15 protein-coding genes are annotated in these 16,075 nt (G+C 68.8%); 12 read left to right on the plus strand and 3 right to left on the minus strand.

Features of this window, described 5'->3' with window-relative positions; all coding sequences use genetic code 11:
* Positions 1-10: 10 nt before the first annotated feature.
* The gene (locus AC1ROC_RS11145) at positions 11-1,135 is read right to left on the minus strand and encodes a mannose-1-phosphate guanylyltransferase (protein ID WP_168688837.1); all 1,125 of its coding nucleotides are present in this window, start codon (positions 1,133-1,135) and stop codon (positions 11-13) included.
* Positions 1,136-1,209: 74 nt separating this feature from the next.
* On the opposite strand from AC1ROC_RS11145, the gene AC1ROC_RS11150 reads away from it, so the two are divergent.
* From AC1ROC_RS11150 to AC1ROC_RS11200, 11 genes are all read left to right on the plus strand, one after another.
* Positions 1,210-2,364 (plus strand): glycosyltransferase family 4 protein, encoded by a 1,155-nt coding sequence (locus tag AC1ROC_RS11150; RefSeq protein WP_493000172.1) that lies wholly within the window; start codon positions 1,210-1,212, stop codon positions 2,362-2,364.
* Between the two features lie 54 nt (positions 2,365-2,418).
* Positions 2,419-3,552, plus strand: a complete 1,134-nt coding sequence (locus AC1ROC_RS11155; RefSeq protein WP_085369176.1) for a magnesium and cobalt transport protein CorA — start codon at positions 2,419-2,421, stop codon at positions 3,550-3,552.
* Positions 3,553-3,731: 179 nt separating this feature from the next.
* A complete protein-coding gene (locus AC1ROC_RS11160; protein WP_493000174.1) occupies positions 3,732-4,814 on the plus strand; it encodes a BMP family lipoprotein in 1,083 nt (360 codons plus the stop codon).
* Positions 4,815-5,004: 190 nt separating this feature from the next.
* Positions 5,005-6,525: an ABC transporter ATP-binding protein gene (locus AC1ROC_RS11165; protein ID WP_434951956.1), complete on the plus strand. Its 1,521-nt coding sequence runs from the start codon at positions 5,005-5,007 to the stop codon at positions 6,523-6,525.
* Positions 6,522-7,805 carry an ABC transporter permease gene (locus AC1ROC_RS11170; protein WP_085369174.1) on the plus strand — a complete coding sequence of 428 codons (1,284 nt, stop codon included), beginning with the start codon at positions 6,522-6,524 and terminating at the stop codon, positions 7,803-7,805. The genes AC1ROC_RS11165 and AC1ROC_RS11170 overlap by 4 nt, the downstream gene beginning before the upstream one ends.
* A complete protein-coding gene (locus AC1ROC_RS11175) occupies positions 7,802-9,124 on the plus strand; it encodes an ABC transporter permease (protein ID WP_085369173.1) in 1,323 nt (440 codons plus the stop codon). Before AC1ROC_RS11170 ends, AC1ROC_RS11175 begins: the two co-directional genes overlap by 4 nt.
* Positions 9,121-9,543, plus strand: coding sequence for a cytidine deaminase (locus AC1ROC_RS11180; RefSeq protein ID WP_168688841.1), 423 nt, complete (start codon positions 9,121-9,123; stop codon positions 9,541-9,543). Before AC1ROC_RS11175 ends, AC1ROC_RS11180 begins: the two co-directional genes overlap by 4 nt.
* A gap of 10 nt (positions 9,544-9,553) precedes the next feature.
* Positions 9,554-10,864, plus strand: a complete 1,311-nt coding sequence (locus tag AC1ROC_RS11185; RefSeq protein ID WP_493000178.1) for a thymidine phosphorylase — start codon at positions 9,554-9,556, stop codon at positions 10,862-10,864.
* A 33-nt stretch (positions 10,865-10,897) separates the two neighbouring features.
* Positions 10,898-12,019, plus strand: coding sequence for an adenosine deaminase (locus AC1ROC_RS11190; RefSeq protein WP_168688843.1), 1,122 nt, complete (start codon positions 10,898-10,900; stop codon positions 12,017-12,019).
* 24 nt (positions 12,020-12,043) lie between these two features.
* Complete coding sequence (locus AC1ROC_RS11195) at positions 12,044-12,502, plus strand: PTS sugar transporter subunit IIA (RefSeq protein ID WP_085369169.1); 459 nt, start codon at positions 12,044-12,046, stop codon at positions 12,500-12,502.
* Positions 12,502-12,774, plus strand: a complete 273-nt coding sequence (locus tag AC1ROC_RS11200; protein ID WP_085369168.1) for a PTS sugar transporter subunit IIB — start codon at positions 12,502-12,504, stop codon at positions 12,772-12,774. Before AC1ROC_RS11195 ends, AC1ROC_RS11200 begins: the two co-directional genes overlap by 1 nt.
* 21 nt (positions 12,775-12,795) lie before the next feature.
* Here AC1ROC_RS11200 and AC1ROC_RS11205 read toward each other — a convergent pair whose 3' ends face one another.
* Positions 12,796-13,107, minus strand: a complete 312-nt coding sequence (locus AC1ROC_RS11205; RefSeq protein WP_493000181.1) for an ArsR/SmtB family transcription factor — start codon at positions 13,105-13,107, stop codon at positions 12,796-12,798.
* Positions 13,108-13,166: 59 nt separating this feature from the next.
* Between AC1ROC_RS11205 and AC1ROC_RS11210 the strand changes: the two genes are divergently transcribed.
* Positions 13,167-14,468, plus strand: coding sequence for an MFS transporter (locus tag AC1ROC_RS11210; RefSeq protein WP_493000183.1), 1,302 nt, complete (start codon positions 13,167-13,169; stop codon positions 14,466-14,468).
* Here the strand turns inward: AC1ROC_RS11210 and AC1ROC_RS11215 are convergent.
* Positions 14,373-16,073, minus strand: a complete 1,701-nt coding sequence (locus AC1ROC_RS11215; RefSeq protein WP_493000416.1) for a phospho-sugar mutase — start codon at positions 16,071-16,073, stop codon at positions 14,373-14,375. The two genes, AC1ROC_RS11210 and AC1ROC_RS11215, sit on opposite strands and share 96 nt — an antisense overlap.
* Between the last annotated feature and the right edge of the window lie 2 nt (positions 16,074-16,075).

Genomic DNA, 16,075 nt, shown 5'->3' on the forward strand with positions numbered 1-16,075 from the left:
GGCTGCGCCCTTACAACACGTCGCTGGAACCGGTGAGCTTCAGCGCGTCCACGACGGCCTTCACGCGCTGGGCGTTCTCGCTCGTGGTGACGAGCAGTGCGTCCGGGGTGTCGACGACCACGATGTCCTTCACGCCGATGAGGCTGATCACCCGGCCGGACTGGCTGACCACGATGCCGCTCGATGCGTCGGAGAGCACGCGGGCGTTCTCTCCGAGGATCGCGAGGTCGGACTTGCGACCGCCCGAGTTGAGCTTGGCGAGAGATGCGAAGTCTCCGACGTCGTCCCAGTCGAAGTAGCCGGGGATCACCGAGAGCACGCCGCGGCTGGCTGCCGGCTCCGCCACCGCGTAGTCGATGGCGATCTTCTCGAGGCCGGGCCAGATGCGGTCGACGGCCGGCCCGCGGGTGGCAGGGTCGTCCCAGGCCTCTGCGAGCTCGAGCAACCCGGCGAGCAGTTCGGGCTTGGAGCGGCCGATCTCCTCGAGCAGACGGTCGGCGCGGGAGATGAACATGCTGGCGTTCCAGAGGTACGCGCCGCTCGCGAGGTAGCCCTCCGCCGTCTCCAGGTCGGGCTTCTCCACGAACTCGGTCACCGAGATGGCGCTCGGCGCCCCGTCGATGGCGAGCCCGTCCCCGGTGCGGATGTAGCCGAAGCCGACGGCAGGCTCGGTAGGCCGGATGCCGATGGTGGTGATGTACCCCGCGTCCGCGGAGGCGATGGCCTCGCGGACGGCAGCGCCGAACAGCGGCTGGTTCTTGATGACGTGGTCGGCCGCGAACGAGCCGATGATCACGCCGGGCTCCCGCCGCTCCAGGATGGCGGCGGCGAGGCCGATGGCCGCGGTGGAGTCGCGCGGCTCGGACTCGAGCACCACGTTGTGGTCGGCCAGGGTGGGCAGCTGCGCCTCGACGGCCGCGCGGTGCGCGCGCCCGGTGACCACCATGATCCGCTGCTCGCCGGAGAGCGGGGAGAGCCGGTCCCAGGTGTCGCGCAGCAGGGTCTGTCCCGAGCCTGTGAGGTCGTGCAGGAACTTCGGCGCGTCCGCCCGGGAGAGCGGCCAGAGCCTGGAGCCGATGCCGCCCGCCGGGATCACTGCGTAGAAGCGATCGAGCGCGCTGGAGGTATGTGCCATATCGAAAGGATACCGAGCCCTCCCGGACACGAGCCGTTCACGCCGGGGTCACCCGCCCTGCCTAGCCTGGCGGCATGCGCGTAGCGGTGGTCAGCGAGAGCTTCCTCCCCACAGTGAACGGGGTGACCACGAGCGTCCTCCGGGTGCTCGACCATCTGGCGGCCGCCGGGCACGAGGCGATCGTGGTGTGCCCGGATGCGGGAGCGCCGGCCGAGTACGCCGGGTTCCGAATCCACCAGGTGCCGTCTGTGGCGTACCGCCAGTTCCCCGTCGGGCTGCCGAGCCCGCAGGTGCAACGCATCCTGGCCAGGTTCGAGCCGGATGTGCTGCACGCGGCATCCCCGTTCCTGCTCGGCGCGCAGGCCATCGCGGCGGCGAACAGGTTGGCCGTGCCGTCCGTCGCCGTCTACCAGACCGACGTCGCCGGGTTCGCCCGCCGCAACGGGCTCGGGATGACCTCGGCCATCGCCTGGAAGTACGTGCGCTGGGTGCACGACGGGGCGGACCTCACCCTCGTACCGTCCGCCGCGTCCGAGTACGACCTGCGCACGGCGGGCGTGCGAACGCTCGCACGCTGGGGGCGCGGCGTCGACCTGGAGCGATACCACCCCAACAACAGGAGGACGCCGGCCGCCATCGCACTGCGCGACCAGCTGTCCCCGGACGGCGAGCTCGTCGTCGGCTACGTCGGCCGCATCGCCCCGGAGAAGCAGGTGGAGCGGCTGAGGGCGCTCCGCGGCATCCCGGGCCTGCACCTCGCAATCGTCGGCGACGGCCCTGCCCGAGCGGCGGTGTCCCGCGAACTGCGGGGGATGCCCGTGACCTGGCTGGGCAGGCTCGGCGGCGCCGACCTCTCCGCGGCGTATGCGAGTTTCGACATCTTCGCGCACACCGGAACGGAGGAGACGTTCGGGCAGACCCTCCAGGAGGCGCACGCCTCCGGTGTCCCGGTGGTGGCGCCGCGGGCGGGAGGGCCGATCGACCTGGTCGAGCACGGCGTCGACGGCCTGCTCGTGCAGCCATCGGACGACAGGGCGCTGCGCGCAGCGGTCGGCATGCTCGCCGCGGACGCACCGCTGCGGTTCCGGATGGGCGAGGCGGGCAGGCGGGCCGTGCTCGGACGGAGCTGGGACGCCGTCTGCAGCGAGCTCGTCGCGCACTACGCACGAGTCATCTCCGGGGCGCGCACGCGCGTCCAGCGTGGCGGCAGACAGCGCGCGTACAGTTAGGTGGCCCTGCGAGCAGGACCGGTCCACCCGTACGCTCCACTCCGGAGGTGACTCATGGCCTCGAACACCAATCGACGCGGCATCCCGATGCCCTTCGTCTCTCGCTCCCGCCGGGTCGACCCTCCCTCCGACGAGTCGGTGGAGCAGAATCCGCCCCGCCAGCCGCGCCCGAGCATGGTCGACAGTGCGATCTACTCCAACGGCCACCGGGTGGCATCTCCGCAGAGCCTGGCCGAGACGTACCGCGCGCTCGACGCGACGGAGGACGGCGTGGCCTGGATCGGTCTCTACCGGCCGACCGCCGAGGAGCTGATGTCGCTCGCCGACGAGTTCGGCCTGCACCAGCTGGCCATCGAGGACGCGATCGTCGCCCACCAGCGTCCCAAGCTGGAGCGCTACGACACCGTGCTGTTCGTGGTGCTCAAGGCGGCCAACTACCTGGACGTGCCGGAGGAGGTCGACTTCGGCGAGCTGCACCTCTTCGTCGGACCGAACTTCGTCATCACGGTGCGCCACAGCGAGTCGCCCGACCTCTCGCACGTGCGCCAGCGCATGGAGAGGGAGCCGGAACTGCTCGCCCTCGGCACGCAGGCCATCCTCTACGCGATCATCGACGCGGTGGTGGATGCGTACAGCCCGGTCGTCGCCGGCCTCGCCAACGACATCGACGAGATCGAGACCCAGGTGTTCGGGCGGGATGCCCTGGTGTCCCGGCGCATCTACGAGCTGTCGCGCGAGGTCATCGACTTCCAGAGGGCGACGCATCCACTGACCGCGGTGATGGATGCGCTGGAGCACGGGTCGTCGAAGTACGGCGTCACCCAGGAGCTGCAGCGCGGGCTGCGCGACGTCGCCGACCACCTCACGGTGGTCAACGAGCGGGTCGACGGCTTCCGTCAGCTGCTGCGCGACATCCTCACGGTGAACTCGACGCTCGTCTCCGAGCGGCAGAACGAGGAGATGACGAGACTCGCGCACTCCACCCACCGGCAGGGCGAGGAGGTCAAGCGCATCTCGTCCTGGGCGGCGATCCTCTTCGCACCGTCACTGGTCGCCGGCGTGTACGGGATGAACTTCACGCACATGCCGGAACTCGACTGGACGTTCGGCTACCCGCTGGCGATCCTGGCCATGCTCGGGCTGAGCGGACTCCTCTACTTCGTGTTCAAGAAGCGCGGGTGGCTGTAGACGGGGGACACGCGATGGGGGCCGGGATGCTCAAATGAGCAGGTGCCAAACAGGCGTGCGTTTGTAACGCTTGCATGAAGAAGCCGGATATTCGAACGGAGCAGTTCGTCACATTCGGTAACGTGAACAGCAAATGGCCTCCTTCACCCGCGGAGGCCTGCATCTTGGAGGACACCACCTTGACAATCACAGCCCGTAAGGCCGGAGTGCTCGGCCTGGTAGCGGTCGGCGTCATGTCGATGCTGGCCGCGTGTTCGGCTGCCCCGTCGGACACCTCGACCACCGGAGCGGCGAAGAGCGACTTCCTGCCCTGCATGGTCTCCGACGCCGGCGGATTCGACGACAAGTCGTTCAACGAGACCAGCTACAACGGCATGGTCAGCGCGACGAAGAGCCTCGGCATCAGCTACAAGAAGGCCGAGTCGAAGAACGCGAACGACTACAGCCCGAACATCCAGAGCATGGTCGACCAGAACTGCAACCTGATCATCTCGGTCGGGTTCAACCTGAAGGACGCCACCGAGAAGGCCGCCAAGGCCAACTCGGACATCGACTTCGCCACGGTCGACGACAACGAGATCACGGCGGACAACGTGCGCCCGATCATCTTCGACACCGCTCAGGCCGCCTTCCTCGGCGGATACGCGGCGGCCAGCTACTCGAAGTCCGGCATCGTCGGCACGTTCGGTGGCATGCAGTTCCCGACCGTCACGATCTTCATGGACGGCTTCGCGGACGGCGTCGCGTACTACAACCAGCAGAAGGGCAAGTCCGTCAAGGTCGTCGGCTGGGACGTCAAGGCTCAGAACGGTGCGTTCACCGGCGGCTTCGACGCCAACGACACCGCCAAGACCACGGCTCAGGGCATCATCGACCAGGGTGCTGACGTGATCATGCCCGTCGGCGGTCCGATCTACCAGTCGGCAGCGCAGGCGATCAAGGACTCCGGCAAGGACATCGTGATGGTCGGCGTCGACACCGACGTCTTCATCTCGGACCCGTCGGTCAAGGACATCCTGCTCACCTCGGTGATGAAGGGCCTCGACACCGCGACCGCGTCTGTCGTCAAGGACGCGGCGAAGGGAAACTTCACCAACACGCCGTACGTCGGAACGCTGAAGAACGACGGCGTCGGCCTGGCCCCCTTCCACAACTTCGAGTCGAAGGTGGACAAGGGCCTGCAGGGCGAGCTGGACAAGATCAAGGCCGGCATCATCGACGGCTCGATCACGGTCGAGTCGCCGTCGTCGCCCAAGGCGTAACAGCGACATCGCACTATCGGGGAGGTCAGCTCGCGCTGGCCTCCCCGTCTTTTGGCCCTTGTCACTGCTGCTCAACTGAGCACACACTGACATATGTGCAAAAGGTAGGGTGAAGACGCGCAACGAGGCCCATCCGCCGTTTCGCGCGTCATCGCTCCACCCGGGCGAGTAGAGAAGGAACCCCACCCGAATGAAGCTCGAACTTCGCGGCATCACCAAACGGTTCGGTGCCCTGGTCGCCAACGACCACATCGACCTCACGGTCGAACCAGGCGAGATCCACTGTCTGCTCGGCGAGAACGGCGCAGGCAAGTCCACCCTGATGAACGTCCTGTACGGCCTCTACCAGGCCGACGAAGGCGAGATCCTGCTGGACGACGTCGTCCAGCACTTCGCCGGACCGGGCGACGCGATGAAGGCCGGCATCGGCATGGTGCACCAGCACTTCATGCTGATCCCCGTGTTCACGGTCGCCGAGAACGTCATGCTCGGCCACGAGGAGACCGGGTTCGCCGGGCGCCTCGATCTCAACGCCGCCCGCAAGCGGGTGCGCGAGATCTCGGACCGCTTCGGCTTCGATGTCGACCCGGATGCACTGATCGAGGACCTGCCCGTCGGCGTCCAGCAGCGCGTCGAGATCATCAAGGCGCTGTCCCAGAACGCGAAGGTGCTCGTGTTCGACGAGCCGACCGCCGTGCTCACCCCGCAGGAGACCGACGAGCTGATGGCGATCATGCGTCAGCTCAAGGAGCAGGGAACGGCCATCGTCTTCATCACCCACAAGCTGCGCGAGGTGCGCGAGGTCGCGGACCGGATCACGGTCATCCGCCTCGGCAAGGTCGTCGGCGAGACCGAGCCGACCGCCACGAACACCGAGATGGCGTCGATGATGGTCGGCCGCGCCGTCGAGCTGACTGTCCACAAGGAGCCGGCGACGCCGGGCGCTCCCGCCCTCATCGTCCGCGACCTGTCGGTGATCGACCCGATCGGGCAGCTCGTCGTGAACAACGTCAGCTTCGACGTCAAGGCGGGCGAGATCCTCGCCATCGCCGGAGTGCAGGGCAACGGTCAGACCGAGCTCACCGAGGCGATCCTCGGCCTGCAGCCGCGCGTCGAGGGCACGATCGAGCTGGACGGCAAGCACATCCAGGGCCACAGCGTCCGCCGGGTGCTCGACGCCGGTGTCGGCTTCGTTCCGGAGGACCGCAACGAGGACGGCCTGGTGGGCGAGTTCACCATCGCGGAGAACCTGATGCTCGACCGCTCGAACGGCGAGCCGTTCGTCAAGGGAGGCAACCTGCAGCTCGGCTACCGCGCCGAGTTCGCCGAGGACAAGATCAAGGAGTTCGACGTGCGCGCTCAGGGCGTCGACACCAAGGTCGGCAAGCTCTCCGGCGGCAACGCGCAGAAGGTCGTCCTCGCCCGCGAGCTGAGCCGCGACCTCAGCCTGTTCGTCGCCGCTCAGCCCACTCGTGGCCTGGACGTCGGATCCATCGAGTTCGTGCACAAGCGCATCGTCGCGACACGGGATGCCGGCATCCCCGTCATCGTCGTCTCGACCGAGCTCGACGAGGTCGCGGCCCTCGCCGACCGGATCGCCGTGATGTACCGCGGGGGAATCGTAGGAATCGTGCCGGGCAACACCTCGCGTGCCGTGCTCGGCCTCATGATGGCCGGCGAGCTGCCGGCGGATGTGGAGCTCGCAGCATGAGCCAGACCGCCCAGGCCCCCGAACCCACCAAGGGTCCGGAGCCGACGAAGGCCCCGGCCGTCGAGCCGCCGTCCCGCTGGCAGGTCGCTCTGCGCGACATCGCGGGTGGAAGCGTGGTCATCTCGATCCTCGCCGTCGTCATCGCCCTGGTGATCGGCGCCATCCTGATCGCGGTCACCGACCCGAACGTGCAGAAGGCGTCCGGCTACTTCTTCGCCCGCCCGGGCGACACCTTCGGGGCCATCTGGCACTCGGTGTCGAGCGCCTACGTCTCCCTGTTCCAGGGCTCGATCTACAACTTCCGCCGTCCGTCGTTCGCGGCGGGCATCCGGCCCCTGACCGAGACGCTCACCTTCGCCACGCCGCTGATCGCCGGTGGCCTCGGTGTCGCCCTCGCCTTCCGCGTCGGCATGTTCAACATCGGTGGCCGCGGCCAGATGCTGATCGCCGCGGGCGCAGCAGGCTGGGTCGGCTGGTCGTTCAACCTCCCTCCGGTGCTGCACCTGGTGCTGGCGATCGCCGCCGGTATCGCCGGTGGAGCGATCTGGGGCGGCATCGCCGGTCTGCTCAAGGCGCGGACCGGTGCGCACGAGGTGATCGTCACGATCATGCTCAACTACATCGCCTTCTACCTGCTGGCGTATTTCCTCCGCACACCCGGCCTCTTCCAGATGGCCGGATCGAGCAACCCGAAGTCGCCTCCGGTGAAGCCGAACGCCATCCTGCCCCCGCTGTTCGGCAACCAGTACAACCTCACCTGGGCGTTCGTCATCGTCATCGCGCTGACCGTCTTCGTGTGGTGGCTGCTCAACCGTTCGGCGATGGGCTTCCGGTTCAAGGCGGTCGGTGAGAACCCGAACGCCGCCCGTGTCGCCGGCATCGACGTCAAGAACGTCTACTTCGTCGCCATGCTGATCGCCGGTGGCCTCGTCGGCTTCGCCGGTGTCAACCAGGCGCTCGGAACGTTCCCGCAGGGCATCACCTCCGACCTGGATGCCGGCATCGGCTTCGACGCGATCACCGTCGCGCTGCTCGGCCGCTCCCGGCCGTGGGGCACGTTCATCGCGGGACTGCTGTTCGGCGCTCTGAAGGCGGGAAGCTTCGCCATGCAGGCGGCCAACGACATCCCGATCGACATCGTGCTCGTCGTGCAGTCGCTCATCGTGCTGTTCATCGCGGCCCCGCCGCTCGTGCGGGCGATCTTCCGCCTGCCCACCCCGGGCGTCGCGTCCAAGAAGTCCCCCCTTCCCGTCGTCAGCAAGGAGGTGGCAGCGAAGTGAGCACCGTCACCGAGACCCAGCCAGGCATCCCGTCGAGTGACCAGATCGTCCTCGAGCGCACCCAGATCAAGAGCTGGAAGGCGCCGATCGCGCTCGGCGTCTTCGCCCTGCTCGCCATCGTGCTCTTCGTGTTCCTGCCCAGGCAGGGGGAGAGCAGCTTCCGGTTCGCCGACCCTGGCGACTTCTTCGCCATCCCGCTGCTGACCGTGCCGACGCAGGCGACGAGCATCGTCTGCGCCATCCTGTGCGCGATCCTGGCCGTCGGCGCGTACTTCTACATCGCCTCCGGCCGCAAGGTGCCGATCTGGTACGCCATCGTGTTCGCGCTGGTGTTCATGTTCGGGTTCCTCACCTGGGCGGCCGCCGGCCACACCGTGCCGTTCACCGGCCTGCTGCTCGGCAGCGTGAGCCTCTCCGTGCCCCTGGTGTTCGGCGCGCTGGGCGGCGTCATCTCCGAGCGCGCCGGTGTCGTGAACGTGGCGATCGAGGGCCAGCTGCTCGCCGGGGCGTTCGTCTCCGCGTTCATCGCCTCCGTGGCGCAGCACGTCTGGCACCTGCCGGTCGTCGCAGCGCTCATCATCGGGATGCTGTCGGCGATGCTCGCCGGTGTGCTGGTGTCGTTCGTGCTCGCGGCCTTCGCGATCAAGTACCTGGTGGAGCAGGTGATCGTGGGTGTCGTGCTGAACGTGCTCGTCACCGGACTCACGAGCTTCCTCTTCTCCACCGTGCTGTCCAACGACATCCCCGTTCTGAACAACCCTCCGCGGTTCGAGCGCCTCCCGATCCCGCTGCTCAGCGAGATCCCGGTGATCGGCCCCGTGCTGTTCAAGCAGACGATCATCGTCTACCTGATGTACATCGCGGTGTTCCTGGTCTGGTTCGGGCTGTTCAAGACCCGCTGGGGTCTGCGCGTCCGCGCCGTCGGCGAGCACCCGAAGGCGGCGGACACCGTCGGCATCAACGTCAACGGCACCCGGTTCTGGAACGTGTCGCTCGCGGGAGCCGTGGCCGGCCTCGGCGGGGCGTACTTCACGCTCGCGTCCGTCGGCGCGTTCGGCAAAGAGATGACGAACGGCGCGGGCTTCATCGCTCTCGCGGCCGTCATCTTCGGGCGCTGGGACCCCATCCGGGCCACCCTGGCCGCCCTGCTGTTCGGCTTCGCGTCGTACCTGCAGACCACGCTCGGGATCATCGGAGCTCCGGTGCCCAGCGAGTTCATGCTGATGCTGCCGTACGTGGTGACGATCTTCGCGGTCGCCGGCCTCGTCGGCATCTCCCGCGCCCCAGCGGCCGACGGCAAGCCGTACATCAAATCATGAGTGCGGAAGACGCCGTCGACTGGGATGCGCTCCGTGCCGCGGCCAGAGAGGCGATGACGCACGCGTACATCCCGTACTCGAAGTTCGCGGTCGGCGCTGCTGCACTGGTCGACGACGGCCGGATCGTGTCCGGCTGCAACGTCGAGAACGCCAGCTACGGCGTGACCCTGTGCGCAGAGTGCGGACTCGTCTCCGCGCTGCACATGTCCGGCGGAGGCCACCTGGTGGCGTTCACCTGCGTGGACGGCGACGGGAACGTGCTGATGCCGTGCGGGCGCTGCCGCCAGCTGCTCTACGAGCACTCGGCGGAGGGCATGGTGCTCGAGACCGTCTCCGGTTTCCGCACCATCGACGAGGTGCTGCCGGATGCGTTCGGCCCCCGCCAGCTGACCGAGTACGCCGCAGCGCACAACCACTGAGAGAGCACACATGAGCGAGACCGCAGGCACGGTCGAGGCGTTCGACGCCGTCGACCTCATCCACACCAAGCGCGACAGCGGTGAGCTGTCGACGCCGCAGATCGACTGGCTGATCGACGCGTACACCCGCGGCTACGTCGGCGACGAGCAGATGGCGGCCATGACGATGGCGATCTTCCTGAACGGGATGACCCGCCGCGAGATCAAAGACCTCACCATGGCCATGATCGCCTCCGGCGAGCGGATGAGCTTCGAGGGCCTCGGCAAGCCGACCACGGACAAGCACTCCACCGGCGGCGTCGGGGACAAGATCACCCTGCCGCTGATGCCGCTCGTCGCGACGTTCGGCGCAGCGGTGCCGCAGCTGTCCGGGCGTGGGCTCGGGCACACGGGAGGCACGCTCGACAAGCTGGAGAGCATCCCGGGCTGGCGGGCCAACCTGACCAATCAGGAGATGTTCGACCAGCTGCGGGATGTGGGCGGCGTGATCTGTGCCGCGGGCTCGGGCCTCGCTCCCGCCGACGGCAAGCTGTACGCGCTGCGCGACATCACCGGCACAGTCGAGGCCATCCCGCTGATCGCGTCGTCGATCATGAGCAAGAAGATCGCGGAGGGCACCGGCGCGCTCGTGCTGGACGTGAAATTCGGCTCCGGTGCGTTCCTCAAGGACATCGAGAAGTCGCGCGAGCTGGCGCGCACGATGGTCGACCTCGGGCGGGACGCCGGCGTCGCGACCTCTGCGCTGCTCACCAACATGAACGTGCCCCTCGGCTTAGCCATCGGCAACGCCAACGAGGTGCGCGAATCCGTCGAGGTCCTGGCGGGTGGAGGACCGGCGGACGTCGTCGAGCTGACCATCGAGCTGGCGCGCGAGATGCTCGCACTCGCGGGCAAGACCGACGTGGATGTCGAGGCAGCCCTCAAGGACGGCCGCGCGATGGACAAGTGGCGCGAGACCATCCGCGCGCAGGGTGGAGACCCGGACGCTCCTCTTCCGGTCGCCAAGGAGACGCACACGGTCGTCGCCGACCGCGACGGCGTACTGGTCGAACAGCAGGCGCTGCCGTTCGGCATCGCGGCCTGGCGCCTCGGCGCAGGACGCGCCCGCAAGCAGGACCCCGTGCAGCACGCTGCGGGCGTCGACCTGCACGCGAAGCCGGGGGACACCGTCCGCGCCGGCGACCCGCTGTTCACGCTCTCCGCCGACGAGCCGGCCCGCTTCGAGCGCGCGCTCGAAGCCCTCGACGGTGCGTACCGCATCGGCGACGCGGGCGAGCCCGTGCTCACCGGCGGCCCGCTCATCGCGGACCGCATCTCCTGAACCGGCCACCATCGCTGAGATAGATTGAAGGACATGAGTAAAGAAGCAGACGGCGGGTACAGGCTCAGCGACGGCACGAGCATCCGGGAGTTGCCGAAGGTGTCGTTGCACGACCACCTCGACGGCGGGCTGCGCCCGTCGACCGTGATCGAGCTGGGCGCCGAGATCGGCCTCGAGCTGCCGACCTCCGACGCGGGCGACCTGGCCAGCTGGTTCGGCGAGAAGTCGAACTCCGGTTCCCTCGTCGAGTACCTCAAGACCTTCGACCTCACCACCGCCGTCATGCAGACGAAGGAGGGGCTCAGCCGCGTCGCGCGCGAGTTCGTCCAGGACCTCGGAGAGGACGGCGTCGTCTACGGGGAGGTCCGCTGGGCGCCCGAGCAGCACCTCGGCCGCGGCCTCAGCCTCGACGAGACCGTCGAGGCCGTGCAGGACGGCATCGAGCAGGGCATCGACGACGTCCGCTCGACCGGCAAGCGCATCCGGGTCGGCCAGCTGGTCACTGCGATGCGTCACGCGGACCGCGGGCTGGAGATCGCCGAGCTGGCCGTCCGCCACCGCGACAACGGCGTCGTCGGCTTCGACATCGCCGGTGCGGAGGCCGGGTTCCTTCCCGCGCGCCACCGCGACGCGTTCGACTACCTCGCCGCCCAGTTCTTCCCGACCACCGTGCACGCCGGAGAGGCGGACGGCCTGGAGAGCATCAAGAGTGCTCTCATCGACGGCCGCGCCCTGCGCCTCGGACACGGCGTGCGCATCGCGGAGGACATCACCATCGAGCGCCAGGACGACGAGAACACCTACGTCACCCTCGGCTCGCTCGCCCAGTGGGTGAAGGACCGCGAGATCGCGCTGGAGACCAGCCCGACCTCCAACCTGCAGACCGGCGCCATCGCCGCGTGGGGCGACGACATCCTCGACCACCCGTTCGACCTGCTCTACCAGCTCGGCTTCCGGGTGACGGTGAACACCGACAACCGCCTGATGAGCGGCACGTCGCTGACCCGCGAGCTGAGCATCCTGGCCGACGCGTTCGCCTACGACCGCACCGACCTCGAAGTGTTCCAGCTGAACGCCGCGGGCTCCGCCTTCCTGCCCCTGGAGGAACGCGAAGAGCTCGCCGACATCATCACAGCGGGTTTCGAGGGTTCGTAACCCGCGGGAAGCTACGCTTGAGCCATGCCACTGCCACCGTTGCCCGATTCCGCCATCACCATCGGAGCTCACGCCTCCGACTGGCGTGAGGCGGTCGAGCTGGCAGGGGCGGCTCTCGCCGCTTCCGGTGCGACGCAGGAGAGCTACGCGGAGCGGATGATCCAGGTCATCGATGAGTTCGGCGCATACATCGTGATCGCGCCGGGCCTCGCTCTCGCGCACGCCCGTCCTGGGCCGGATGTGCTGGCGGACGGCCTCTCGGTCGTCACCCTGGCCGACCCGGTCGTCTTCGGGCACCCGCACAACGACCCGGTCTCGGTGGTCATCGGCCTCGCCGTGTCGTCGCCGGAGGCGCACGTGACGAGCGTGGCCCAGCTGGCCAACGTATTCAACGATCCGGAGTCGATCCCCGCCCTCGCGGCGGCTCAGGATGCTGCGGACGTGCAGCGCATCATGGCCGCGAGCGAGCAGGGCGCCGCCTGATGAAGATCGTCGCCATCTGCGGGGCGGGCATCGGAACGTCCGGCATCCTCAAGGTCAACGCGGAGCGCGTGCTGAAGCGGCTCGACATCGACGCGGACGTGACCGCGTCCGACATCGCCGGGCTCGCGAGCGCCGCGTCGAACGCGCAGGTCATCCTGACCTCGCCGGAGCTGGTCGACAAGATCGGCCAGACCAACGCGGACATCGTGGTGGTCGACAACTACTTCGACCTGGACGAGCTCGAACAGAAGCTCGACGAAGCGCTCGGCTGAGCTGCGTCTCCGTCGAGGCGGTCAGGCGTCAGCGGCGACCAGCGCGTCCACCAGCCCGGGGAACCGCGCGTCGAGCTCGGCCCTGCGCAACTGGATAGCGTGAGTGCGCCCGTCGACGATCGTCAGGGTGACGCCCGCCTCGCGCAGCGCCTTGAAGTGGTGGGACAGCGTGGACTTCTGCACGTCGAAGCCCCATTCGGTCGCGGCCTTGGCGTGCGGTTCCCCGTCGGCGAGCACGCGCACGATCTGCAACCGGATGGGGTCGGCGACGGCGCGCAGCACGTCGACGAGTTCGACATCCTCGATGGCGGGAGCCGGGTAATCCGCCGACATGAGACCGCCCTTCGAAAAATAGTTTGACAATCATCGAACAATAGTCGTATCTTGACCGTATGACGTTCGTCGAACAATCATATCGCAGATCCACTCCCGCGCTGCTGATCCTCGCGCTCGCGCTGTTCGTGGTCGCGACCAACGCCTTCGTGATCGCGGGCCTCCTGCCGCAGATCGCCGACACCCTCGGGGCGACGCCCACCCAGGTGAGCTACTCGATCACTTCGTACTCGCTCGTGGTCGCCATCGCGTCACCCGCGGTGTCGATCCTGCTTCCTCGGGTCCCTCGCACCATCCTCATGGCCGGCGGGCTCGCGTTCTTCGCGGTCGGAGCCGCCATCGCGGCAGCAGCACCCGACCTCGCCGTCTTCATCACTGGACGGACGCTCTCCGGGCTGGGAGGGGCCGCCCTCGTGCCCACCGCCACGGCGGCCGCCACCACCTTGGTCAGCCCGCAGCATCGCGGACGGGCGCTCGCGATCGTCGGGGCGGGCTTCACCCTGGCGACAGCGGTCGGCTCGCCGCTCGGCACCGCCCTCGGCGGGCTGGCCGGCTGGCGGCTGCCGCTCTGGTGCCTGGTGGTGCTGGGGGTGCTGCTCTCCATCGCGATCCCGTTCGTCGTCCGCGGGGTGCCGCTGCCCCCTCCGGTGTCTTTGCGACGCCGGATGGCGCCGCTCGGCGACCGCCGCATCCTGGCGCCGCTCGGCACCACGCTGCTGATGGTGGCCGGGTTCAACATCGTCTACATCTTCTCGGCAGCCGTCACCCACGCATCGACGGGAGGGTCCGGCGGGCTGCTGGCCGTGCTCCTGCTGGCGTACGGCGCCGCGGGCGTGCTCGGCAACGTGGTGGCCGGCCCGCTCACCGACCGCTTCGGCAGCCGGGTGGTCGCCGCCGTGGCGCTGGGCGGTCAGTCGGTCGCGCTGATCGTGCTGACCTTCGTCGAGGCCTCGTTCGCCGCATCCATCGTCGTGTTCGCGTTCTGGGGGATCGCCGCGTTCGCCATCGCGATCCCGGTGCAGCACAGGCTCGTGCACGTCGACCCGGCGTCCGCGGCGCTCACCCTGTCCTGGTACTCGACCGCGATGTACGTCGGGATCGCCATCGCACCCCTGATCGGAACGGCGGCGCTGAGCGCCGGTGGGCCGGTCGCCGTGCCCGTCGCGGGCGCCGTGGTCACCGTGCTCGCCCTCGGACTCTTCCTGGTCGGCTACGCCGGGCGGACGAGCGGCGCCGGTGCAGGCGCCGCTCGTCCGGAGACGGGGTCAGAGGGCCGTGAGCTCCCGCATCCCGTCAGCGAGGGCGGCGACGCGGGCGGTCGCGGTCGCGCGGCGCTCGGCGACGGTGCCGTCGGACGATGACGCGTCGATGTAGATCTTGAGCTTCGGCTCCGTGCCGGACGGCCGCACCATCACGCGCGAGCCGTCCGCCAGCAGGATGCGCAGCACGTCGCTCGGCGGGATGTCGCCGAAACCGTCGATCAGGTCGTCGATCTGCTGCACCGTCACGTCGCCGATGGCGGACGGCGGGGTGGCGCGCAGCGCGGCCATGATGCGGCCGATCTGCGACAGGTCGGTGACCCTGATCGAGATCTGGTCGGAGGCGAAGTAGCCGAACGTCTCGGCGAACTCGTCCAGGTGGTCCGCGATGGACTTCCCGTCGACGGCGAGGCTGTTGGCCAGGTCGAGGAACGCGGTCGCGGCGGAGATGCCGTCCTTGTCGCGCACGGTCTCCGGGTTCACCAGATAGCCGAGCGCCTCCTCGTAGCCGTAGACCAGGCCGGTGGCGCGGGAGACCCACTTGAAGCCCGTGAGGGTGTTGGCGAAGTCGAGGTGATACTTCTCCGCGACGGCGGCGAGTGCCGGCGACGACACGATGGAGCAGGCCAGCGTGCCGAAGGCGGCCTGGTCCGGTCCTGCTGCGGCCTCCGCCAGCCGGGCGGCGCGCCAGCCGAGGATCGCGCCGACCTCGTTGCCGCTGAGGCGGCGGTAGCCCGCGTCGCTCGATGCGTCGGGGATCGCCACGGCCAGGCGGTCGGCGTCCGGGTCGTTCGCGATCACCAGGTCGGCGCCGGATGCGCGGGCGGCCTCGAACGAGAGGTCCATTGCCCCCGGCTCCTCCGGGTTCGGGAAGGCCACGGTCGGGAACGCCGGGTCCGGGTCGATCTGCGCGGTCACCACGGTCGGCTCCGCGAACCCTGCCGCGGCGAACACGTCGCGGGCCGTGCGCCAGCCGACGCCGTGCATCGCGGTGTACGCGAAGGAGACCGCATCCCGGGCAGCAGTAGTGGATGCGACGGACGCGGTGGCGTCGATGTACGCGCGCTCGATGTCGTCCGCTCCCACCTCGTACGCGTCGGAACGCGGCAGGTCGAGCACGCTGCCGGCGGCGACCTCCAGGATGCGCGACTCGATCTCCGCATCCACGGGGGAGACGATCTGCGAGCCGTGGTTCTCGCCGCCCAGGTAGACCTTGTATCCGTTGTCGTTCGGCGGGTTGTGGCTGGCTGTGACCATCACACCGGCGCTCACGTCGAGGTGGCGCACCGCGAACGCGAGCACGGGCGTCGGCAGCAGCCGGGGGAGCAGCACGGCGCGCACGCCTGCTCCCGCCATCAGCTCCGCGGTGTCGCGGGCGAAGACGTCGGAGTTCTTACGCCCGTCGTAGCCGATCACGACAGAGGGGGTCTGCCCGTCCGCGTGGTCGAGCAGGTAGCGGGCGAAACCGGCGGCGGCCTGTGCGACCAGCACCCTGTTCATCCGGTTGGGCCCCGCTGCGATCTCGCCGCGCAGCCCGGCCGTGCCGAAGGCGAGCCTCGCGTCGAAGCGCGAGTGCAGGTCGGCGACGGCGTCAGCCGACCCGGCCTGCGCGGCCACGATGAGGTCGTTCAGTTCGTCGCGCGTCTCCGCATCCGGGTCTTGCGCGACCCAGGCCTGCGCCCGCTCGATCAGGTCGTCCGTCTGCACCT

The sequence above is a fragment of the Leifsonia sp. GW821-FHT13C05 genome (assembly GCF_058806515.1).